Annotated in this window: 20 protein-coding genes; 4 read left to right on the top strand and 16 right to left on the bottom strand. The window is 68.6% G+C overall.

Features of this window, described 5'->3' with window-relative positions; genetic code table 11:
- The first annotated feature begins 52 nt into the window (after positions 1-52).
- Positions 53-1,054 (top strand): SGNH/GDSL hydrolase family protein, encoded by a 1,002-nt coding sequence (locus KA248_02890; GenBank protein ID MBP7828845.1) that lies wholly within the window; start codon positions 53-55, stop codon positions 1,052-1,054.
- A gap of 34 nt (positions 1,055-1,088) precedes the next feature.
- Here the strand turns inward: KA248_02890 and KA248_02885 are convergent, their stop codons facing one another.
- On the bottom strand, positions 1,089-2,315 hold the full coding sequence (locus KA248_02885) for a hypothetical protein (GenBank protein MBP7828844.1): 1,227 nt from the start codon (positions 2,313-2,315) through the stop codon (positions 1,089-1,091).
- 62 nt (positions 2,316-2,377) lie between these two features.
- Positions 2,378-5,389 (bottom strand): hypothetical protein, encoded by a 3,012-nt coding sequence (locus tag KA248_02880; protein ID MBP7828843.1) that lies wholly within the window; start codon positions 5,387-5,389, stop codon positions 2,378-2,380.
- A gap of 103 nt (positions 5,390-5,492) precedes the next feature.
- Here KA248_02880 and tsaE point away from each other — a divergent pair, with 103 nt between their 5' ends.
- Positions 5,493-5,933 carry a tRNA (adenosine(37)-N6)-threonylcarbamoyltransferase complex ATPase subunit type 1 TsaE gene (tsaE, locus tag KA248_02875; protein ID MBP7828842.1) on the top strand — a complete coding sequence of 147 codons (441 nt, stop codon included), beginning with the start codon at positions 5,493-5,495 and terminating at the stop codon, positions 5,931-5,933.
- Positions 5,930-6,640, top strand: a complete 711-nt coding sequence (gene tsaB, locus KA248_02870) for a tRNA (adenosine(37)-N6)-threonylcarbamoyltransferase complex dimerization subunit type 1 TsaB (protein ID MBP7828841.1) — start codon at positions 5,930-5,932, stop codon at positions 6,638-6,640. The genes tsaE and tsaB overlap by 4 nt, the downstream gene beginning before the upstream one ends.
- On the opposite strand, the gene KA248_02865 is transcribed toward tsaB, so the two are convergent.
- The 14 genes from KA248_02865 to rpmE all read right to left on the bottom strand — a co-directional run bounded on the left by KA248_02865 (position 6,585) and on the right by rpmE (position 15,378).
- A complete protein-coding gene (locus tag KA248_02865) occupies positions 6,585-7,595 on the bottom strand; it encodes a lytic transglycosylase domain-containing protein (protein ID MBP7828840.1) in 1,011 nt (336 codons plus the stop codon). The two genes, tsaB and KA248_02865, sit on opposite strands and share 56 nt — an antisense overlap.
- A gap of 43 nt (positions 7,596-7,638) precedes the next feature.
- The gene (locus tag KA248_02860; protein ID MBP7828839.1) at positions 7,639-8,025 is read right to left on the bottom strand and encodes a type II toxin-antitoxin system VapC family toxin; all 387 of its coding nucleotides are present in this window, start codon (positions 8,023-8,025) and stop codon (positions 7,639-7,641) included.
- Complete coding sequence (locus KA248_02855; GenBank protein ID MBP7828838.1) at positions 8,022-8,276, bottom strand: hypothetical protein; 255 nt, start codon at positions 8,274-8,276, stop codon at positions 8,022-8,024. The genes KA248_02860 and KA248_02855 overlap by 4 nt, the downstream gene beginning before the upstream one ends.
- Before the next feature lie 86 nt (positions 8,277-8,362).
- Positions 8,363-8,791, bottom strand: a complete 429-nt coding sequence (locus KA248_02850; protein ID MBP7828837.1) for a YraN family protein — start codon at positions 8,789-8,791, stop codon at positions 8,363-8,365.
- A 118-nt stretch (positions 8,792-8,909) separates the two neighbouring features.
- On the bottom strand, positions 8,910-9,572 hold the full coding sequence (locus KA248_02845) for a ribonuclease HII (protein ID MBP7828836.1): 663 nt from the start codon (positions 9,570-9,572) through the stop codon (positions 8,910-8,912).
- Positions 9,573-9,591: 19 nt separating this feature from the next.
- The gene (rplS, locus tag KA248_02840) at positions 9,592-9,945 is read right to left on the bottom strand and encodes a 50S ribosomal protein L19 (protein ID MBP7828835.1); all 354 of its coding nucleotides are present in this window, start codon (positions 9,943-9,945) and stop codon (positions 9,592-9,594) included.
- Positions 9,942-10,658, bottom strand: a complete 717-nt coding sequence (gene trmD / locus KA248_02835; GenBank protein MBP7828834.1) for a tRNA (guanosine(37)-N1)-methyltransferase TrmD — start codon at positions 10,656-10,658, stop codon at positions 9,942-9,944. Before trmD ends, rplS begins: the two co-directional genes overlap by 4 nt.
- Positions 10,659-10,664: 6 nt before the next feature.
- Positions 10,665-10,895, bottom strand: coding sequence for a KH domain-containing protein (locus KA248_02830; protein ID MBP7828833.1), 231 nt, complete (start codon positions 10,893-10,895; stop codon positions 10,665-10,667).
- A 10-nt stretch (positions 10,896-10,905) separates the two neighbouring features.
- On the bottom strand, positions 10,906-11,172 hold the full coding sequence (gene rpsP, locus KA248_02825; protein ID MBP7828832.1) for a 30S ribosomal protein S16: 267 nt from the start codon (positions 11,170-11,172) through the stop codon (positions 10,906-10,908).
- A gap of 75 nt (positions 11,173-11,247) precedes the next feature.
- Positions 11,248-12,576, bottom strand: coding sequence for a signal recognition particle protein (gene ffh / locus KA248_02820; GenBank protein MBP7828831.1), 1,329 nt, complete (start codon positions 12,574-12,576; stop codon positions 11,248-11,250).
- A gap of 24 nt (positions 12,577-12,600) precedes the next feature.
- Entirely contained in the window at positions 12,601-13,053 is a 453-nt protein-coding gene (locus KA248_02815; protein MBP7828830.1) for a hypothetical protein, read from the bottom strand.
- Positions 13,050-13,913, bottom strand: a complete 864-nt coding sequence (gene prmC / locus KA248_02810) for a peptide chain release factor N(5)-glutamine methyltransferase (GenBank protein ID MBP7828829.1) — start codon at positions 13,911-13,913, stop codon at positions 13,050-13,052. Before prmC ends, KA248_02815 begins: the two co-directional genes overlap by 4 nt.
- A 15-nt stretch (positions 13,914-13,928) precedes the next feature.
- Positions 13,929-15,011 (bottom strand): peptide chain release factor 1, encoded by a 1,083-nt coding sequence (gene prfA / locus KA248_02805; GenBank protein MBP7828828.1) that lies wholly within the window; start codon positions 15,009-15,011, stop codon positions 13,929-13,931.
- Positions 15,012-15,171: 160 nt separating this feature from the next.
- Positions 15,172-15,378 carry a 50S ribosomal protein L31 gene (gene rpmE, locus KA248_02800; protein MBP7828827.1) on the bottom strand — a complete coding sequence of 69 codons (207 nt, stop codon included), beginning with the start codon at positions 15,376-15,378 and terminating at the stop codon, positions 15,172-15,174.
- Positions 15,379-15,597: 219 nt separating this feature from the next.
- On the opposite strand from rpmE, the gene KA248_02795 reads away from it, so the two are divergent.
- Positions 15,598-16,224, top strand: coding sequence for a peptidyl-prolyl cis-trans isomerase (locus KA248_02795; GenBank protein ID MBP7828826.1), 627 nt, complete (start codon positions 15,598-15,600; stop codon positions 16,222-16,224).
- Positions 16,225-16,269 lie beyond the last annotated feature (45 nt).

Genomic DNA, 16,269 nt, shown 5'->3' with positions numbered 1-16,269 from the left:
AGGTTGCCGGCTTGACTTGCGGCCCGGCCGGTGCGACCTTGCCCGGCCACCGATGAAACGTCTTCTCCAGCGCATGGGGCTGGCGGCCGGCGCGCTGCTCGCCGCGCTCCTGCTGGCCGAGCTCGCCGCGCGGGTGTCCGGCCGGGCGCCCGAGATGAGCCTGATCTCCGTCGGCCGGTTCCAGCTTTCCCCCAATCCGAAGCTGGGCTACGAGCCGGTCCCCGATTTCGAGTATCACGGGAAACAGCTCTACTACTTCGAATTCCGCGGCCGCAGCAACCGGCTCGGGTTCCGCGACCGGGACCGCGAGCCCGCCAAGCCCGCCGGGACCTACCGCGTCCTGGTCCTGGGCGACAGCATCACGATGGGCCTGGGCGTGGACCGCACGGAAGACGTCTTCACGCACGTGCTGGAGCGGGAACTCCGCGGGCGGGGTTTCTCCGCGGAGGTGCTGAACTTCGGGGTCAGCGGCTACAACACGCAGCAGGAGGTGGAGATCCTCGCGGACAAGGGGCTGGCCTTCGCGCCGGACCTGGTGATCCTGGCCTACTGCCTGAACGACACCCTGCAGATGAACGGCGGGATCATCAGCCAGCTCCGCGAGCGGGAGAGGCAGGCGCCGGGCGTCGCCCACTACCAGCTCGCGCCCTGGCTCGCGCGCAGCGCCCTCTACCGGCTGATCCGCGCCCGGTTCTACTCCGACCGCATCGTCGAGAAGCGCGTGCAACACTACCGCGACCTCAAGGCCGACACGGTGGAGCCCAGCCTGAAAAAACTCCGGCGGCTGGCCGACGAGAACGGCTTCGAGGTGCTCGTCGCCGTGCTGCCCGCGGACCAGGACCGCGGGAGCCCGGAACAGTACGCGCAGATCGCGGAGCGGGCGGCGGCCCAGGGGCTCCCGCACCTGGACCTGCGCGCGGCCTTCGAGCAGTGCGCCGCCGCGGGCGAGAACCTGTACAACGATTCGTGGCATCCCTCCGCCGCGGGCCACGCCTGCCTCGGCCGGGCCCTGGCGGAGCACCTCGCGGCCAGCGGCAAGCTGCCTCCCTTGTAGGGGCGTCGCTTGCGCAGCGTCCCTTGCATGGCGCTCAAACGGGGGCCGGCGCCGGCTCGCGGAGGTAGTGCATGACGGGCACGAGGGCCTGGTTGGGATCGCCGGAGCCGTCGTAAAAGAGGCACACCACCGGCGCCCCGGTCTCGCGCTCGATCTGCGGAAAGATGCTCGTCGTGATCGTCCCCGGCATGCAGAACATCGGGCTGGCGTTGACCACGGCCCGGGCGCCGTCCCTGCGGACAAAAAGGACCGCCCGGCCCAGCGTGAGGATGGATTCCCCTTCGAACTGCCACGGCAGGTATTTCGCCCCGGCCTCGATCACCTCCGCGATCGGATGCTCCTTGCGGTCGTGCAGGACCGGCTCGGCCACCTCGTAGTAGTGATGCTCCCACTTCTCGAAGAACAGGTTGCGTTCGAGCCAGGTCCGCAGGTTCTCCAGGCGCGCCCGGAGCCCGCTCGTGCTGCCGGCGACAAGGGTCTGGAGATAGTTCGTGTAGAGGATCCACTCGGACACGGGGGCCAGCCATGCCTCCCCGCCCAGTTCCTCGATCCGCCGGCAAACCTGCCCGTTGATGAACGGGTCGCACCGGACATAGATCTCGCCGACCACGCCGACGAGCGGCTTTTTCTCCGGCCGCCGCGCGATCCGCGCGACCTCGTCCACCAGCCCCGCGAGCAGCGGGGTTACGGGCCCGACGTCCTTCTGCTCGAGGGCCTTCTCGAGGCGACGCAAACCCTGCTCCAGCGTCTCGTCCGTCTCGCCGGCCCGCTGCTCGTAGGGCCGGACCTTCATGCCCAGCTTCCGCAGGATGTCGCCGACCACGGCGGCGTGCCAGAGCCGCATCCGCGCCCCGCTGTCGAGGCCCGCGTAGGCGTTCTCCGCCGAGGGGCTCAAGATGCGGATCCCGCCCCACCCCTGCTTCTCGAAGATGATCGAGTCCAGCTTCGCGTACTGCCCGAACCGGCACGGCCCGCAGGCCGTCGGCATGAAGAAGATCACGCGCTCGGGCGGAAGCCGGCGGTCCTCCATGGCCTTGACCAGCGCGCCGACCGTCAGCGGGCACGGCACGCACTCGCCGCCGGACGTATGCTTGTGCCCGAGGGCCAGCGTCTCCGCGTTCTCCTCCAGCACGTGGGCCTCGTAGCCGATCGACCGGAACACGGCCGCCAGCAGCCGCGCGCAAAAGGGATCCATGGGCGGAACAAAAAGGGTCCGGCCCTCGCCGGGGCCGGTCACGCGTTGTTCTTCGAGGTTGGGCATGGGGGAGGTGTTAGGGTTCAGGGTTCAGGGTTCAGGGTTCAGGGGGAAAGGCCCCCCACTATTCACAATTCACTATTCACTTCCTTCACTTCCGGCCGCGGGATTTTGCTCCACGAATGGAAGCTCTCCAGGGCGGCCTCGATGCGCGTCAGGTAGCCCGCGTCCGCGCCGTGGCCGTCGAACTGGAGGCACAGGTACGGCTTGCCGGTCCGGCCCATGATCTCCTTGAAGTACGTCAGGATATAACTGTCCGGCCCGCACATGAAATTCGTGAAATACACGCCGAAGAGCCGCGGCGAACGGGCGACGTACTCGGCCGCCGCCAGGATTTTCTGGCCGTAGTGCCAGTACATGTTGCTGTGCGCGGGCAGAATGTCGGCCATGTCGAACGGGAGCATGTCCTGGTAGAGAACGTGGTAGCCCATCTCGGCCACCTTGCGGGGCAGGTCCAGCGTCAGGCCGGGATCGGTCGTGTTGTAGGGGCGGCCGAAGCAGACGAGGCCGAGCGCGTTGTCGCGCTCGATCTTCTCGAGGGCGGCGCGCCCGAGGGCCAGGCCGTCCTCCCGGAAGGCCGACTGGGCGGACTCCCCCGCGCGCAGCGCGCGGCGCACCGCCGCGGCATCCACCCCCAGGGGCTCGCCCACGGCGCGCCAGACGGAGGCGACCCGCTCCTCCTCCGGCCGGCTCCAGTCCATCACCGGGGCCAGGAGCCGCGGGCCCAGGTTCAGGCCCTCGATGGATTTCAACACGCCGGGATGGGCCTGGACGTAGCAGCAGAAGTGCGCGTCCGTGAAGCCCTCCGGCACCGGCTCGCGCAGCATGTGGGGCACGAAGAGGTAATCCACGCCGGAATCCTCCAGCAGGGCCCGGGCATGCCCGTGGCTCATGACCACGGGCGCGCAGTATTCCGCCGTGGTGATCTCGCCGCCCCGGTGGAGGATCTTCTCGGACGACAAGGGCGAGTACACCACCTCGGCGCCGAGCTCGCGCAGGAAGGCCCGCCAGAACGGGTAATAGCCGTACGTGCCGAGGCTGCGCAGCAGCCCGACCCTCGGGCGCGCGCCCCCGCGCGCCGGCGCCGCGGTCGGCTTCACCCCGTTGGCCCAGGCGGATGCCCGCTTCTTCCAGAACTCGTACGCGGTGAGATCCTTGACCCGCATGCGCTTCTCGCCGTAGTCGCGCCCGCACTTGAGCCCCCAGGCGACCACCTCCTGCCCGGCCCGGATGATGGAGAGGTTGCAGAGGTTGTGGCACAGGTCGCACACCTCGCGGTCCACCGTCACCTTCTCGTCCGCGAAGGCCAGCCCCTTGAACCGGGCGGAGCGCGCCGCCTCGGGCACGCGCTCCCGGGCCAGCAGGGACATCCCGAGCGAGCCCGTCAGGTGGCAGTACGGGCTGACCGCGATGGGCTTCTGGAGCTCGACCTCGAACGCGGCGACGAGCGCCTTGTTGCGCGCGGTGGCGCCCTGGAAGTAGATGTGGTCGCCGATGTGCAGCCCGCCGACGACCTTGTTGAGGTAGTTGTCGCGCACGGAGTGCAGGACGGCGGCGGCGATCTGGTCCTTGCTCCAGCCGCGCGCCATCAGCAGGTCCAGGTCGCGCTCCATGTAGACCGTGCAGCGGTCGGAGGTCCGCGGGCAGGGCTTGCCCATCGCGCGGCCGGCGTACTCGGAGAGCGGGATGCCCAGCTTGTGGGCCTGCTCCTCGATGAAGCTGCCCGTGCCCGCCGCGCAGACGTAGTTCATCACGGAGTTGTACACCATGCCGTTCTGGAGCTGCGTGAACTTGGCGTCCTGGCCGCCCAGCTCGATGATGCTGTCCACCTCCGGGTCGATGAACACGGCGGCGCGCGCGTGCGCGGTGATCTCGTTCATGGCCAGGTCCGCGCCGATGACCTCCTTGATCATCTTGCGGCCGGAGCCGGTCGTGCCGACGCCCCGGATATCCAGCGCGAAGCCGCCCCGTTTCTCCATCTCGCGGAACGCCTTGAACACGAGCTGGACCGCGCGGATCGGGTTGCCGGCGGTCTTGCGGTAGACCCATCCGACCACGCCGTTCCGCTCGTCGAGCACGGTCGCCTTGGTGGAGGTCGAGCCGATGTCGATGCCAAGCGCCACGCGCACCGCCCCGTGCCGGGGGGCGGCGATGGCGACCTCGCTGTCGTCCTCGTTGATCCAGTGATCGTGCCATGTGAAATCCGGGTAGCGGGAAAGCGTGAGTTCAAGGGGCGCGCGCAAGGCCTCCGCCGCGGCGTCCGACGTCTCCGCCCGCGGGGCCAGCCGCTCCAGCCAGTCCGGCGGGACCGACGCGGCCGCGCCCTGCTGCCGGGCGACCAGCGCCGCGCCGTAGGCCCCCGCCAACTCGGGGGAGGAGGGCACCACGGTCTCGACGCCCAGCTTCTCGCGGATCGCCCCCACGACCACCGAGTTGCGCGCCATGCCCCCGATCAGCAAGGTCTTGCCGATCAGGGCCCGGCCGTCGAGCAGGCCGTCCACCGTGGAGGCGCCGAGCCCCACGCACAGCCCGGCGGCGATGGCCTCGACGGAGAAGCCCTCCTGCTGCAGGTGGATCATGTCGCTCTTCGCGAAGACGGCGCAGCGGGTGGCGACGCCCGGCGGCCGCCCGCTGTAGCACATGGCGCACTGGGCCAGCTCGGCCGGGGGAATCTGGAGGCGCAGCGCCTGCTGGTCCAGGAAGGCCCCCGTGCCCGACGCGCAGGCGCTGTTGATGCTCGATCGGCGGTAGTGGCCGGTCTCGTCGAGTTGGGTCAGGCTGAAGGAGCCGCCGCCGATGGACAGGATGTTGCGCGCGTCGGGCGCGAGCCGGCGCGCGGCCTCCACGCCCGCCACGATCGAATCCAGGCAGGGGCCGGGCAGGGGGACCGCCTGCCCGCCGGAACCCGTCCGGGCGATCGCCCGGATCTCCCCGACCGGGAAGCCCTCCAAGAGCCCGCGCACGCACTTGAGCGGCTCGCCCTGGTGGCGAAGATACTCCCGGCGAACGAGCTCGCCGGACTCGTCGACCAGGACGATCCCGACAAACAAGCTGCCGATGTCTACTCCCAAGTACGCCATAAATCGATGGTTTCTCCGGACGACGGGCGCCGAGGCCGTGCACGAATCCGTTTTCAGAATAGAATATATTAATATACCATTCTTTCTTTAAAGAACCAAGCCCATGAACCCGCCTGCGCGACAGTGGATCTCGAAGGGCCCGGAGGACACGTTCCGCCTGGCGGCCGACCTCCTTCGGGAATTGACGCCCGGCAGCGTCCTGGCCCTCCACGGCGAGCTCGGGGCCGGCAAAACCACCTTTGTCCAGGGCCTGGCCCTGGCGCTGGGCATCGAGCGGCCCGTCGGCAGCCCGACGTTCACCCTGATCAACGAGTATCCCGGGGCCCTTCCCCTCTACCACATCGACCTGTACCGCGTGCGGAACTCCTCGGAGGCGCTGGGGCTCGGCCTCGACGAGTACCTGTACGGCCGCGGCATCGTGGCCATCGAGTGGGCGGAGCGGATCGCCGACCTGCTCCCGGCGGACACGCTGCATATGCGGTTCCAACCCGGCGAAACGGAAGACGAACGATTCATCACGTTGAGCGGAGGACGCCATCCGTGAACATCCTGGCCCTGGACCTTTCCTCGCGGCGGGGCAGCCTGGCCCTCCTTTCGGACGCGGAGGTCCTGGCGGAATGCGAGGTCACGGAGGAGCGCCGCAGGACCCGGGGCCTGTTCCGCCTGTTGCCGGACCTGTGCCGCGCGGCCGGCGTGGAGCCGGAAGCCCTCGATCTGTTCGCGCCGGGGCGGGGCCCTGGGGCGTACACCGGCCTGCGCCTGGCCATGACCGTGGCGCAGGCGTTGGCCCTGCCCGGGCAAAGGCGGGTCTACCCGGTCGACAGCGGCGAGGCGCTGGCCTGGGCGGTGATGCAGGAGCAGGACGCGGGCTCCGTGGCCGTGCTGGGCGACGCGCGGCGGGGCCAGGTTTGGATCGGCGCGTTCGAGCGAACGCCGGACGGGCCCCGCGCCCGCGCGCCGTGGTCCGTGGCCGCCCCCGCGGAGGCGGCGCGCCTCGCGCCGGAAAACGCCGTGGCGGTCAGCTCCGATTGGAGCGCGCTATCCGCCCGTCCCGAATTCAATGCGTTGCGATCGCTCCGCTGGATCGGGCAGGATCTCTTTCCGCGGGCCCGCGGGGTGGGGCTCCTGGCCCTCGACCGCTTCTCGCGCGGCGTGGCCGCGCCCCCGCCGACGCCCATCTACATGCATCCGGCCGTCAGCGCCGCGACGGCGGCCCCCACTGCGCCCAATCCTTCTTCTCCCGAAGCTTGATCGTCGCCTGAATCTTGGGCACGTACATCTGCGTTTCCGTCGGCAGCCGGTCCTGTATGGCTTCGAATGTCCTGGCGGGCGCTGTCTTCAGCAATTTCCCCACCCGTCCCTCGCCGGCGTTGTAGGCCGCGAGGGCCAGGGGCCAGGAGTGGAACAGGCCGTGCAAATACCGGAGGTACTGCGCCGCCGCCCGCGCGCTTTTTTCCGGCACGAGCCGCTCGTCCTTCGGCTTGAGCGACAGACCGAACCGCTGCGCGGTGGCGGGCATGAATTGGAACAGGCCCGCCGCGCCCACGGGGCTGCGCGCCTCGGGGTTGAACGAGGACTCGACCTCCGCCAGCCAGATCAGCTCGGGGGGCATGCCCTCGGCGCGAAAGATCTCCTTGAGCCGCGGGGCCAGGGCCGCCGCCCGCGCCGGCGCCGGCCGGCCGGCAAGTTTCTGCTCCCACTTGGCCTGGCTGGCCGCGCTTTCCCTGCGCCGCGTCTCCACGGCCGGGGGCGGCGGCGCGGGTTTCGGCCGCGACGGCGTTTTAAGTTCGCCCCGCTTCGGCGGCGGCGGCGGCGGGGGCCGGGGCCCGGGCGACGGCACCTCGCGAACCAGGACCTCGGCCATCTCGAAGTAGTCCATGCGCTGCTGCAGCCAGTCGGCGTAGGATTGGCCTTCCGGCACCATGCGCAGCATCTCGATGGCCGATTCGGCCGTGGGCTTCAGCCACGCCAGGTCGTCCAGCGAACCCGATTCCAGTGTCTGCGTCAGGCCGGTCCAGAAGCCGCTCCACGTCTCCGGGGAAGGCCATTCGAACTGATCCAGCAGGTCGGCGGGAAGTTGCTCCCGGGCGATCTCTTCGCCCACCCGCACCGCCTGTTCCAACCAGTCGGACGGGATCTGGGCCAGGGCCGCGGAAACGGAAAACAGCGCCCACGCCGCCATGACGGTGAGTCGGCCTCTCTTCATTGCCGGATTAGACATTCTGCGGAACCCCGTTATTCAAGTGGCTTCAATCCAACCGGGCCAACTGGGGCAGCGCGTCGAAATGTGCATCCCGGCTGTACAGGAGCAGGTTATGCTGCTGCACCAGCGCCGCGATCCAGATGTCATTGGTCGGGATGGGCGTGCCCTGCTTGCGGAGTTGAACAAATAGCCGCGCATAGTGGAAGGTGGTCTGCTCGTCGGCCAGGAGCACGGCCACCCGGGGCCTGTTCAAGAACGTGTTGAGCACGCCTTCATTCCGGCGGGCCAGGGTCCCGCAGGCGAAGCCGGCGCGCAACTCGGCCAGAACCGGAAAAGGCATACAGATGCGGGACGCGGTACGGAAACGTTCCACCGCGCCTTCCTCTCCCTCGCAAAAATCGCGATAGCGATTGGTGTCGATGGCGATGATCATTTCCACAAGTCCGGATCCACCCGGTCCATCATCTGCATGGCCTTATCGAACTCCGGGTCTGCCACCCACGTGCCCGCCAGGTCGTCCAGATCGCGATGGACCACGACCTCTTCACCGAGCCCCAATCCTCGCGACAAGGCCTCCAGGGCGGCGGTGTTCAGGCTGGTTCCGTATTGCGCCGCCCGCTCCCGAAGCCGTTGATCCACGCGGGGTGGAATGTTCCGGAGGGTGTATTGCTCTTTCTTTTTCATTATGCCTTCATGCTATGCCTGCATTGATGGCATGTCAAGAATACACAAAGCCTTCATGCAGGCTGATGCCTGTTTCCGTCTCACGCCTACCACGGCGCGCGGTAGGGAGGCGCCAGCGTGAAGGCGTTGGGGGTATGGCGGATGTGCGGCGCTCCCTCTCCTTCCTTTCCGATCACCTCGACGACGTCGAAACGGAAGTATCCGGGTTTCCGGCGCAGGCGCGACAGGTACCGGACGGCGGCGCGGGACAGGGCGTGGCGCTTGCCGTCCTTGACCGACGCGATCGGCGCGCCAAAATCCTCGCTCGCGCGGGTCTTGACCTCGACGAAGACCAGCGTGTCGCCGTCGCGGGCGATGAGGTCGAGTTCATCCCGGCGGCCGACGCGGAAACGCCGCGCCAGGATGCGGAAGCCCAGCCCGCGCAGGTGCCGCTCGGCCTGCTTCTCGCCCCACCGGCCGGCGCGATGGCGCTTGTCCTCGGGCTTGCCGCTCGTCTTTTTGAAGGGCCACCACATGGGGGACCGGATCAGGTACTTTGACCTGTGATTCGGCTCGCCGGAGGCTCGCCCTCCAGCAGGAACAGGATGATGGAGGGCGAGCGTCCCCGCGAGCCATGAAGGGTCACTGTTCTCATCATCGCCGGATGGATTCAGGATCGATCGGTTCAGTGGAAAAGGGAAGCACCAACTGGGAGACCGGCGCGAAGGAGCGGCGGTGGCAGGGCGAAGGCCCCAGCCGGCGGAGGGCCTCCAGATGCTCCCGCGTGCCGTAGCCCTTGTGCCGCGCCAAGCCATAGCCGGGATGGAGGCGGTCCAATTCCTCCATCAACCGGTCGCGCGTGACCTTGGCCACGATGCTGGCGGCGGCGATGGAGAGGCTCAAGCCGTCCCCGCCGACGACGGCCGTGGAGGGGCACGGGAGGCCGGGCACCGGCAGGCCGTCGACGAGCGCGTGGTCCGGGAGGGCGGGCAACGCCGCGAGCGCCCGGGCCATCGCGAGGTGCGTGGCGCGCAGGATGTTGAGCCGGTCGACCTCCCCGACCTCGGCCCGGCCGACGCCGATGGCGATCCCGGGGCGCGCCGCCAGCAAGGCGAAGAAATGCTCGCGCTTCGCGGGGGACAGTTTCTTGGAATCGGTCAGCCCGGCGAGTTCGCCGCGCTCCTGGGCGACGAGATAAGTCCTGTCGAAGATCACGGCCGCGGCCATCACGGGCCCGGCCAGCGGGCCGCGCCCGGCCTCGTCCACCCCCGCCACGCGGGCGCAACCGGCGGACCAGGCCTGACGCTCGAAGCGCAGCAAGCCGCGCCCCTTCCGCTTACGTCGCGGTTTCGGTCACGCGCGATTTCTTGCCGGTGGCACGGCGCAGGTAGTAGAGCTTGGCGCGGCGAATCCGGCCGTGCTTCTCCACCTCGATCTTCGCCACGCTCGGGGCGTGCAGCGGAAAAACGCGCTCGACGCCCTCGCCGTAGGAGATGCGCCGGACGGTGATGGTCTCCGTGGCGCCCGTTCCGTCGCGGGCGATCAGGGTGCCGGCGAAGGCCTGGAGGCGTTCCTTGTCGCCTTCCTTGATCTTGACCTGGACGCGCACCGCGTCGCCGATGTGCAGGGTCGGCGCGGCTTCCTTGCGCGCCTGTTCGAGACTGATCTTGTCCAGCATCTTCGCTCTCATCCGTCACCTCTTTTTTTCAATTCCTCGTCCCCGCCGCCCAGCAGGTCCGGACGGCGTTCGCGCGTCCGCTGCAGCGACTGGCTCCGCCGCCACCGGCGGATTTCCTCGTGGTCGCCCGAAACCAGCACGTCGGGCACCTTCATCTCCCGGAACTCCGGGGGCCGCGTGTACTGCGGGTATTCCAGGCAGCCGTCGCTGAAGGATTCCTCCTCCGTCGCGCCGGCGCCGCCGAGCACACCCGGCCGCAGCCGCACCACGGCGTCCACGACCACCGCGGCGGCGAGGGCGCCGTTGGTCAGCACGTAGTCGCCGATGGAAATTTCATCGGTGACCAGCGCCTGCCGCACGCGCTCGTCCACGCCCTCGTAATGACCGCATATAAAGATCAGGTGCGATTCTTCGGCCAGCTCCCGGGCCGCCGCCTGGTCGAACCGCCGCCCCTGGGGCGTCATCAGGATCACCCGCGCGCCCGCGGGCCCCAGCGACTCCACCGCTTCGAAAATCGGCCCGGGCTTCATCACCATGCCCGGCCCGCCCCCGTAGGGGCGGTCGTCCGTGGTCCGGTGCGCGTCGCGCGTGAAATCCCGCAGGTTGACGACCCGGAACTCCACCGCGCCCGACCGCGCGGCCCGCTTGAGCATGCTCTCGCCGAGGAACCCTTCCAGCATCCCCGGGAATATGGTCAGGATGTCAATCTTGAGCGACGCACCCATGCCCGCTCACTCGACAACCTCCAGCATGGCCCGCTTCCCCTGCCGGGCGGCCGCCGTGCTCACCAGCGTACGGATCGCGCCCACCGTCTTGCCGTTTTTCCCGATGACCTTGCCGACGTCCTCGGGGTGGCACCGCAGCTCGAAGATCACCGTGCGCTCGCCGTCCACCTCGGTCAGGCGGACGTCCTGGGGATGATCCACCAGGGCGCGGACAATATACTCCACCAGTTCCCTCATGACCCCATCCTCACGCGGGGGCTGCAGCCCGCCGCTGCGCCGCCCGGTTTTTCTTCAGCAGGCTGCGAACGGTATCGGACACCTGCGCGCCCTTGCCGGTCCAGTACTCGATCCGCTCGGACTTCAACTCGTAGTTCGCGCCCTTGCGCTTCGGATCGTACCAGCCGACGGTTTCCAGAAAACGCCCGCTGTTCGGACACCGCATGTCCGTGACCACCACCCGGAAAAAGGGCTGCTTGTTGCTGCCCATTCTCCGCAATCGAATCTTGACTGCCATAGCTTCCTCCCGGCACGCCCGCCGACGCCACCCGCGCAGGGGGCGTCCGCCTTGAACGTGACTGGTTTTGATACCCTACCGGCCCCTTCGGAGCAACCTTTTTTGCATGTGCTTGAACTGCCGCGCCATGCGCCGGGCCTGTTCGTACTGGTGGAGCACGGCGTTCACGTCCTGCACCGTGGTCCCGCTCCCCGCGGCAATTCTCCGGCGACGTCCGGCGTTCAGGATGTCCGGATTCCGCCGCTCGCCCGGGGTCATGCTGCGGATGACCGCCTCGGCCCTCTTCCACTCCGCGGCCACCTGCCCGGCCTGCTCCGGCCGAATGCGGCCGCGCAACATATCAGCCCCCGGCATCATTTCAAGCAGATTCTCCATGGGGCCCAGCTTCTTGACCTGCTGGATCTGCGCCAGGAAATCCTCCAGGGTGAAGCGGTCCTCCAGCAGGCGTTCCTGCATCCGCTCCATTTCCTGTTGATCCACCGTCTCTTGCGCCTTTTCGACGAGGCTGATGATGTCCCCCATGCCCAGGATCCGCGAGGCCATCCGGTCGGGGTAAAAGGGCTCGAGGTTTTCCAGCCGCTCCCCCGTCCCGGTCATGAGCACCGGGCAGCCGGTGACCGCGTGGACGGACAGGGCCGCGCCGCCGCGCGCGTCACCGTCGAGCTTGGTCAGGATCAGGCCGGTCAGCCCGACTTCCTTGTGGAACGTCTCGGCCACGTGGACGGACTCCTGGCCGATCGCCGCGTCGAGCACCAGGACCACGTTGGCGGGGCGGACCGCCGCGCGCAAATCACGGACCTCGGCGACCAGTTCCGCGTCCAGTTGGGACCGGCCGCCGGTATCGAAAAGCACAACGTCGCACGCTTCGCGCCCGGCCCGATCGAGGGCCCGCCGGCCCAGGGCCGGCAGGCCCTCGCCCGGTTCCGGCGGGCAAAAGGCCGCCCCGGCCTGCCCCGCCAGGATGCGGAGTTGGTCCACCGCGGCCGGGCGGCGCAGGTCGCAGGCGGCCAACATCACCGACCGGCCCTTTTTCTTCCAGAACCGCGCCAGCTTCGCCGCCGTCGTGGTCTTGCCCGCGCCATGGAGACCCAGCAGGAGCACCGAGGCCGGGCGGCCGGATAGATCGAAGTCCCGGTTCGCGCCGCCGAGCAGCGCGACCATCTCGTCGTGCACGATCTTGATCATCTGCTGGCCGGGCGTGATGCTTTCCAGCACCTCGCGGCCCATGGACTTCTCCTTGACCCGGGCGATGAAATCGCGGGCGACCTGGAAATTGACGTCGGCCTCGAGCAGGGCCAGCCGGACCTCGCGCAGCGCGTCCTGCACGTTGCGCTCCGAGAGCTTGCCCAGGCCCCGCCACTTCCTGAATAGGCCCTGCAGGGCGCCTGTGAGTTTGTCGAACATGAGGCTTCCAAGCTTGGAGAACCGCTAGGGCGTCGTGCCGGAAGGCGCGTTGGTCGCCCCGGCCTCGACACGGATCAGGCCGCGCCCCTCGCACCGCGAGCAGAAATGCGCGCCGTCGGGCTCATCCCAAATCCGGCCCATGCCGCCGCAGGCCGGGCAGATCACATCGCGGTCATCCACGCGGCGGATATATCCCCCGCCCCGGCCCTGGCAGACCGGGCACAGGATTCGCTGCCGCGGGTCCGCGCCGGACTGGATGAAGCCCATCTGGCCGCACAGCTCGCAGGGGAGGCGCTCGACGTACCAGGACCCGCTCAACCGGAACAGGGATTGCTTGTTCTGCCCGATCCATCGCCACTGGAGCACAGCCACGAAGAAAAGAACCGGCAGCAAGATGGCCACGGTCAGCTGCTGGCGGCGGCCGAACGAAGAACGGTGCCCCAGCAGGGGCCCGGAAAGTCTCCTGTAAGTCTTCATTCCTTTATCCCCAGCGCCACGCGATCCCGATCCGAAAAATCCCGCCGGATTTCCCCCGCGACAAAGCCGGCATCCTTCATGAGCCGCCGCACCCGCTCCGCCTGCCCCTCGCCGATCTCCAGAGCTACTATCCCCCGCTCCTTCAAGGATGTAAAGGCCTGCGGCAGCAGCCGCCGGATCACCGCCAGGCCGTCCGCGCCTCCGTCGAGGGCGCCGCGCGGTTCGAAATCGCGCACGGACCGGTCCAGTCCGGCCCAATCGCCGGCGGGCACGTAGGGCGGGTTGGAAACCACCGCGTCCAGCGAGCCCGGCGGAACGCCCTCCAGCAGGTCGCCTTCCTCGAATTCGATCCGGCCTTCCAGTCCGAGGGCCGCCGCGTTTTCCCGGGCCAGGTCGAGCGCCGCCGGGCTGCTGTCCCGGGCCAGGCAGCGCGCCCCGGGCCGCTTCGACGCCAGCGCCAGCGCGATGCAGCCGGTCCCCGTGCCCACGTCGGCAACAACAGGCCTGCGGTTCGCCGCCCAGAGCGGCGGGTATTCCAGGACGGTTTCCACCAGGAACTCGGTCTCCGGCCGCGGGATGAGCGCCCGGCGGTCGGTCTTCAGGACCAGGCCCATGAATTCCGCGTCGCCCAGGACGTACTGCAGCGGCTCGCGCCCCGCCAGCCGCCGGACGTAGCTTTCGAACGCGGACAGGGCGGACGCGGGCACGGCCTCGCGGAAACGGAGCGGCCATTCGAGCCGGGGAAACCCGAGCGCGCGGCTCAACGCCCACTCGGCCTTGAGCCGCGCCTCGTCAAGGCCGGCCGCCTCCAGGCTTCGCGCGGCGGAGAAAAGGATGTCGGCCACGACAGGTTCGGACACGCGGGCTCCCGGGGATCAGGTTTTCATCAACTGCTGGATTCTCAAGCCGACATCGTGCTCGCGCAGGGCCTCGACCACCGGCTCCAGGCCGCCTTCCATCACGCGGTCCAGCGTGTAGATCGTCAGGTTGATCCGGTGGTCGGTCAGCCGGTTCTGCGGGAAATTGTAGGTGCGGATCCGTTCGCTGCGGTCCCCCGAGCCCATCTGGCTTTTGCGCTCGCTGGACAACCGCGCCTGCTCGGCGAGGCGCGCCTGGTCCAAAATGCGTGCGCGCAGCACCCGCATGGCCTTCTCGCGGTTGCGCTGCTGGGAGCGCTCGTCCTGGCACGTGACCACGGTATTGGTGGGCAGGTGGACGATGCGCACCGCGGAATCCGACTTGTTCACGCTCTGGCCGCCGGGCCCCGAGGCGCGGCAGTACTCGATTTTCAACTCTTCCGGCTTGATCTCCACCTCCACCTCTTCCGCCTCTGGCAGCACGGCGACGGTCGCCGCGGAGGTATGGATGCGCCCGCCGGCCTCGGTCACCGGGATGCGCTGGACGCGGTGCCCGCCGCTTTCGTAGCGCAGGGTACGGTACACGTTCCGGCCCTCGACGGAGAAGATGATCTCCTTGTAGCCGCCCAGGCTCGACGGGCTGGCGTCGATCAGGCCGGTCTTCCAGCCGCAGCGCTCGGCGTACTTGGTGTACAGGCGGTACAGGTCGCCCGCGAAGAGCGCCGCCTCCTCGCCGCCGGTGCCGGCCCGGATTTCCATGATGGTGTTGCGGCTGTCGGCGGGGTCGGGCGGCAGGACGGTCTCGAGCAGCGCGCGCTCCGCCGGCGGCAGCTCGCGGTCCAGGCGCCCGATCTCGGCGCGGGCCATCTCCAGGATATCCGGGTCGCCCCCCTCCTGCCGGAGCAGCGCCTCGCTGTCCTCGCGCTCCTTCCGCAGCCGGAAGTACACGTCGGCGGCGCGGCGAATCTCCAGCAGGCGCGCGTGCTCCTGGAGCAGTTCCTGGAACCGGCGCTGATTGGCCGCCGTCGCGGGATCGGCCAGCAGCGATTCGATCTCCGCCAGCCGCGCCAGCCATTGCTGAACATGGGCCTGATCCATCATGTTCCTTTGCCACCCCGGACAAGCAGAAACCGCGGATTACACGGATGGCGCGGATCTTCTCTCCCGGCTATCCGTGTTATCCGTGCCATCCGCGGTCTCCGGACTCGGAAACAAAACGGGCCAGTCCTGTCCGACGACACGACTGGCCCGCGCAAGGAAGCTAGCGAGCAGGCTTGGCGTAGCGCTTGCGGAAGCGCTCGATGCGCCCCTCGGCGTCCAGGATCTTGGCCTGGCCCGTGAAGAACGGGTGGCAGCGCGAGCACGTGTTGATGTGCATTTCGCGCACGGTGGAACGGGTCTTGATCACGTTCCCGCACGCGCAGGAAATCGTGGCCTCCCCGTACTCGGGATGAATATCCTTTTTCATAACGCTCTCACAACCCTCGTGTTCCGGCCGCCCCGCGCGGCCGGGTTTTCGGACGAAGAGCGTGTACCATAGCGCCCGCCCCGCCGCAGTTCAAGGCCCTTTTTTTCCCATTTTCAGGCCTTTTCCCGCGTTCGTCCAACTTGCCTGCCCCGCCCGGGTCACGTAGAATGCCCGGGAGTTCCGTTGTTTCGTTTCAACGCATAAACACAGGAGTCCATCATGAGGTCCATCCTTACCCCGTTCGGCCTGTTCCTGGTCCTCGGGTTCGCCGCCAAAGCCCAGCCGCCTGCGGAGCCACCCGCCGCACCCGAGGAAACGTCGCCGCCGGAAACGGCCCCCGCCGCCGCGCCCCGGGTGAAACTCCAGACCAGCCTGGGCGACATCGTGATCGAACTGGACGCCGCGAAGGCGCCGCTTTCGGCCGAGAACTTCCTGAAGTACGTGGATGACGGGCACTATAACGGGACGATCTTTCACCGCGTGATCAACGGCTTCATGATCCAGGGCGGCGGCTTCACCAAGGACATGCAGCAGAAGCGGACCCGCGAGCCGGTCCGCAACGAGGCGGCCAACGGGCTCAAGAACGCCCGCGGGACCCTCGCCATGGCGCGCACCCCGGATCCGCATAGCGCGACCGCGCAGTTCTTCATCAACGTCGCGGACAACGCCTTCCTGGATCACACGTCGCCCGACCCGCGCGGCTTCGGTTACTGCGTCTTCGGCCGCGTGGTCGAGGGCATGGACGTGGTGGACCAGATCAAGGCGGTCCGTACCGGCCAGGCCGGCCCGCACGGCGACGTGCCGGTGGAGCCGATCGAGATCGTGGAAGCCGTCCGCCTGCCCTAGGGCTTCTTCTGTAGCGGCGGCTCGGCGAGCCGCCTCCGCGCTTCG

The organism is Kiritimatiellia bacterium, assembly GCA_018001225.1.
Taxonomy (GTDB): domain Bacteria; phylum Verrucomicrobiota; class Kiritimatiellia; order CAIQIC01; family JAGNIJ01; genus JAGNIJ01.
Note: the sequence above shows the minus strand (reverse complement) of the source record. Positions and strands in the feature narration are given on the sequence as shown.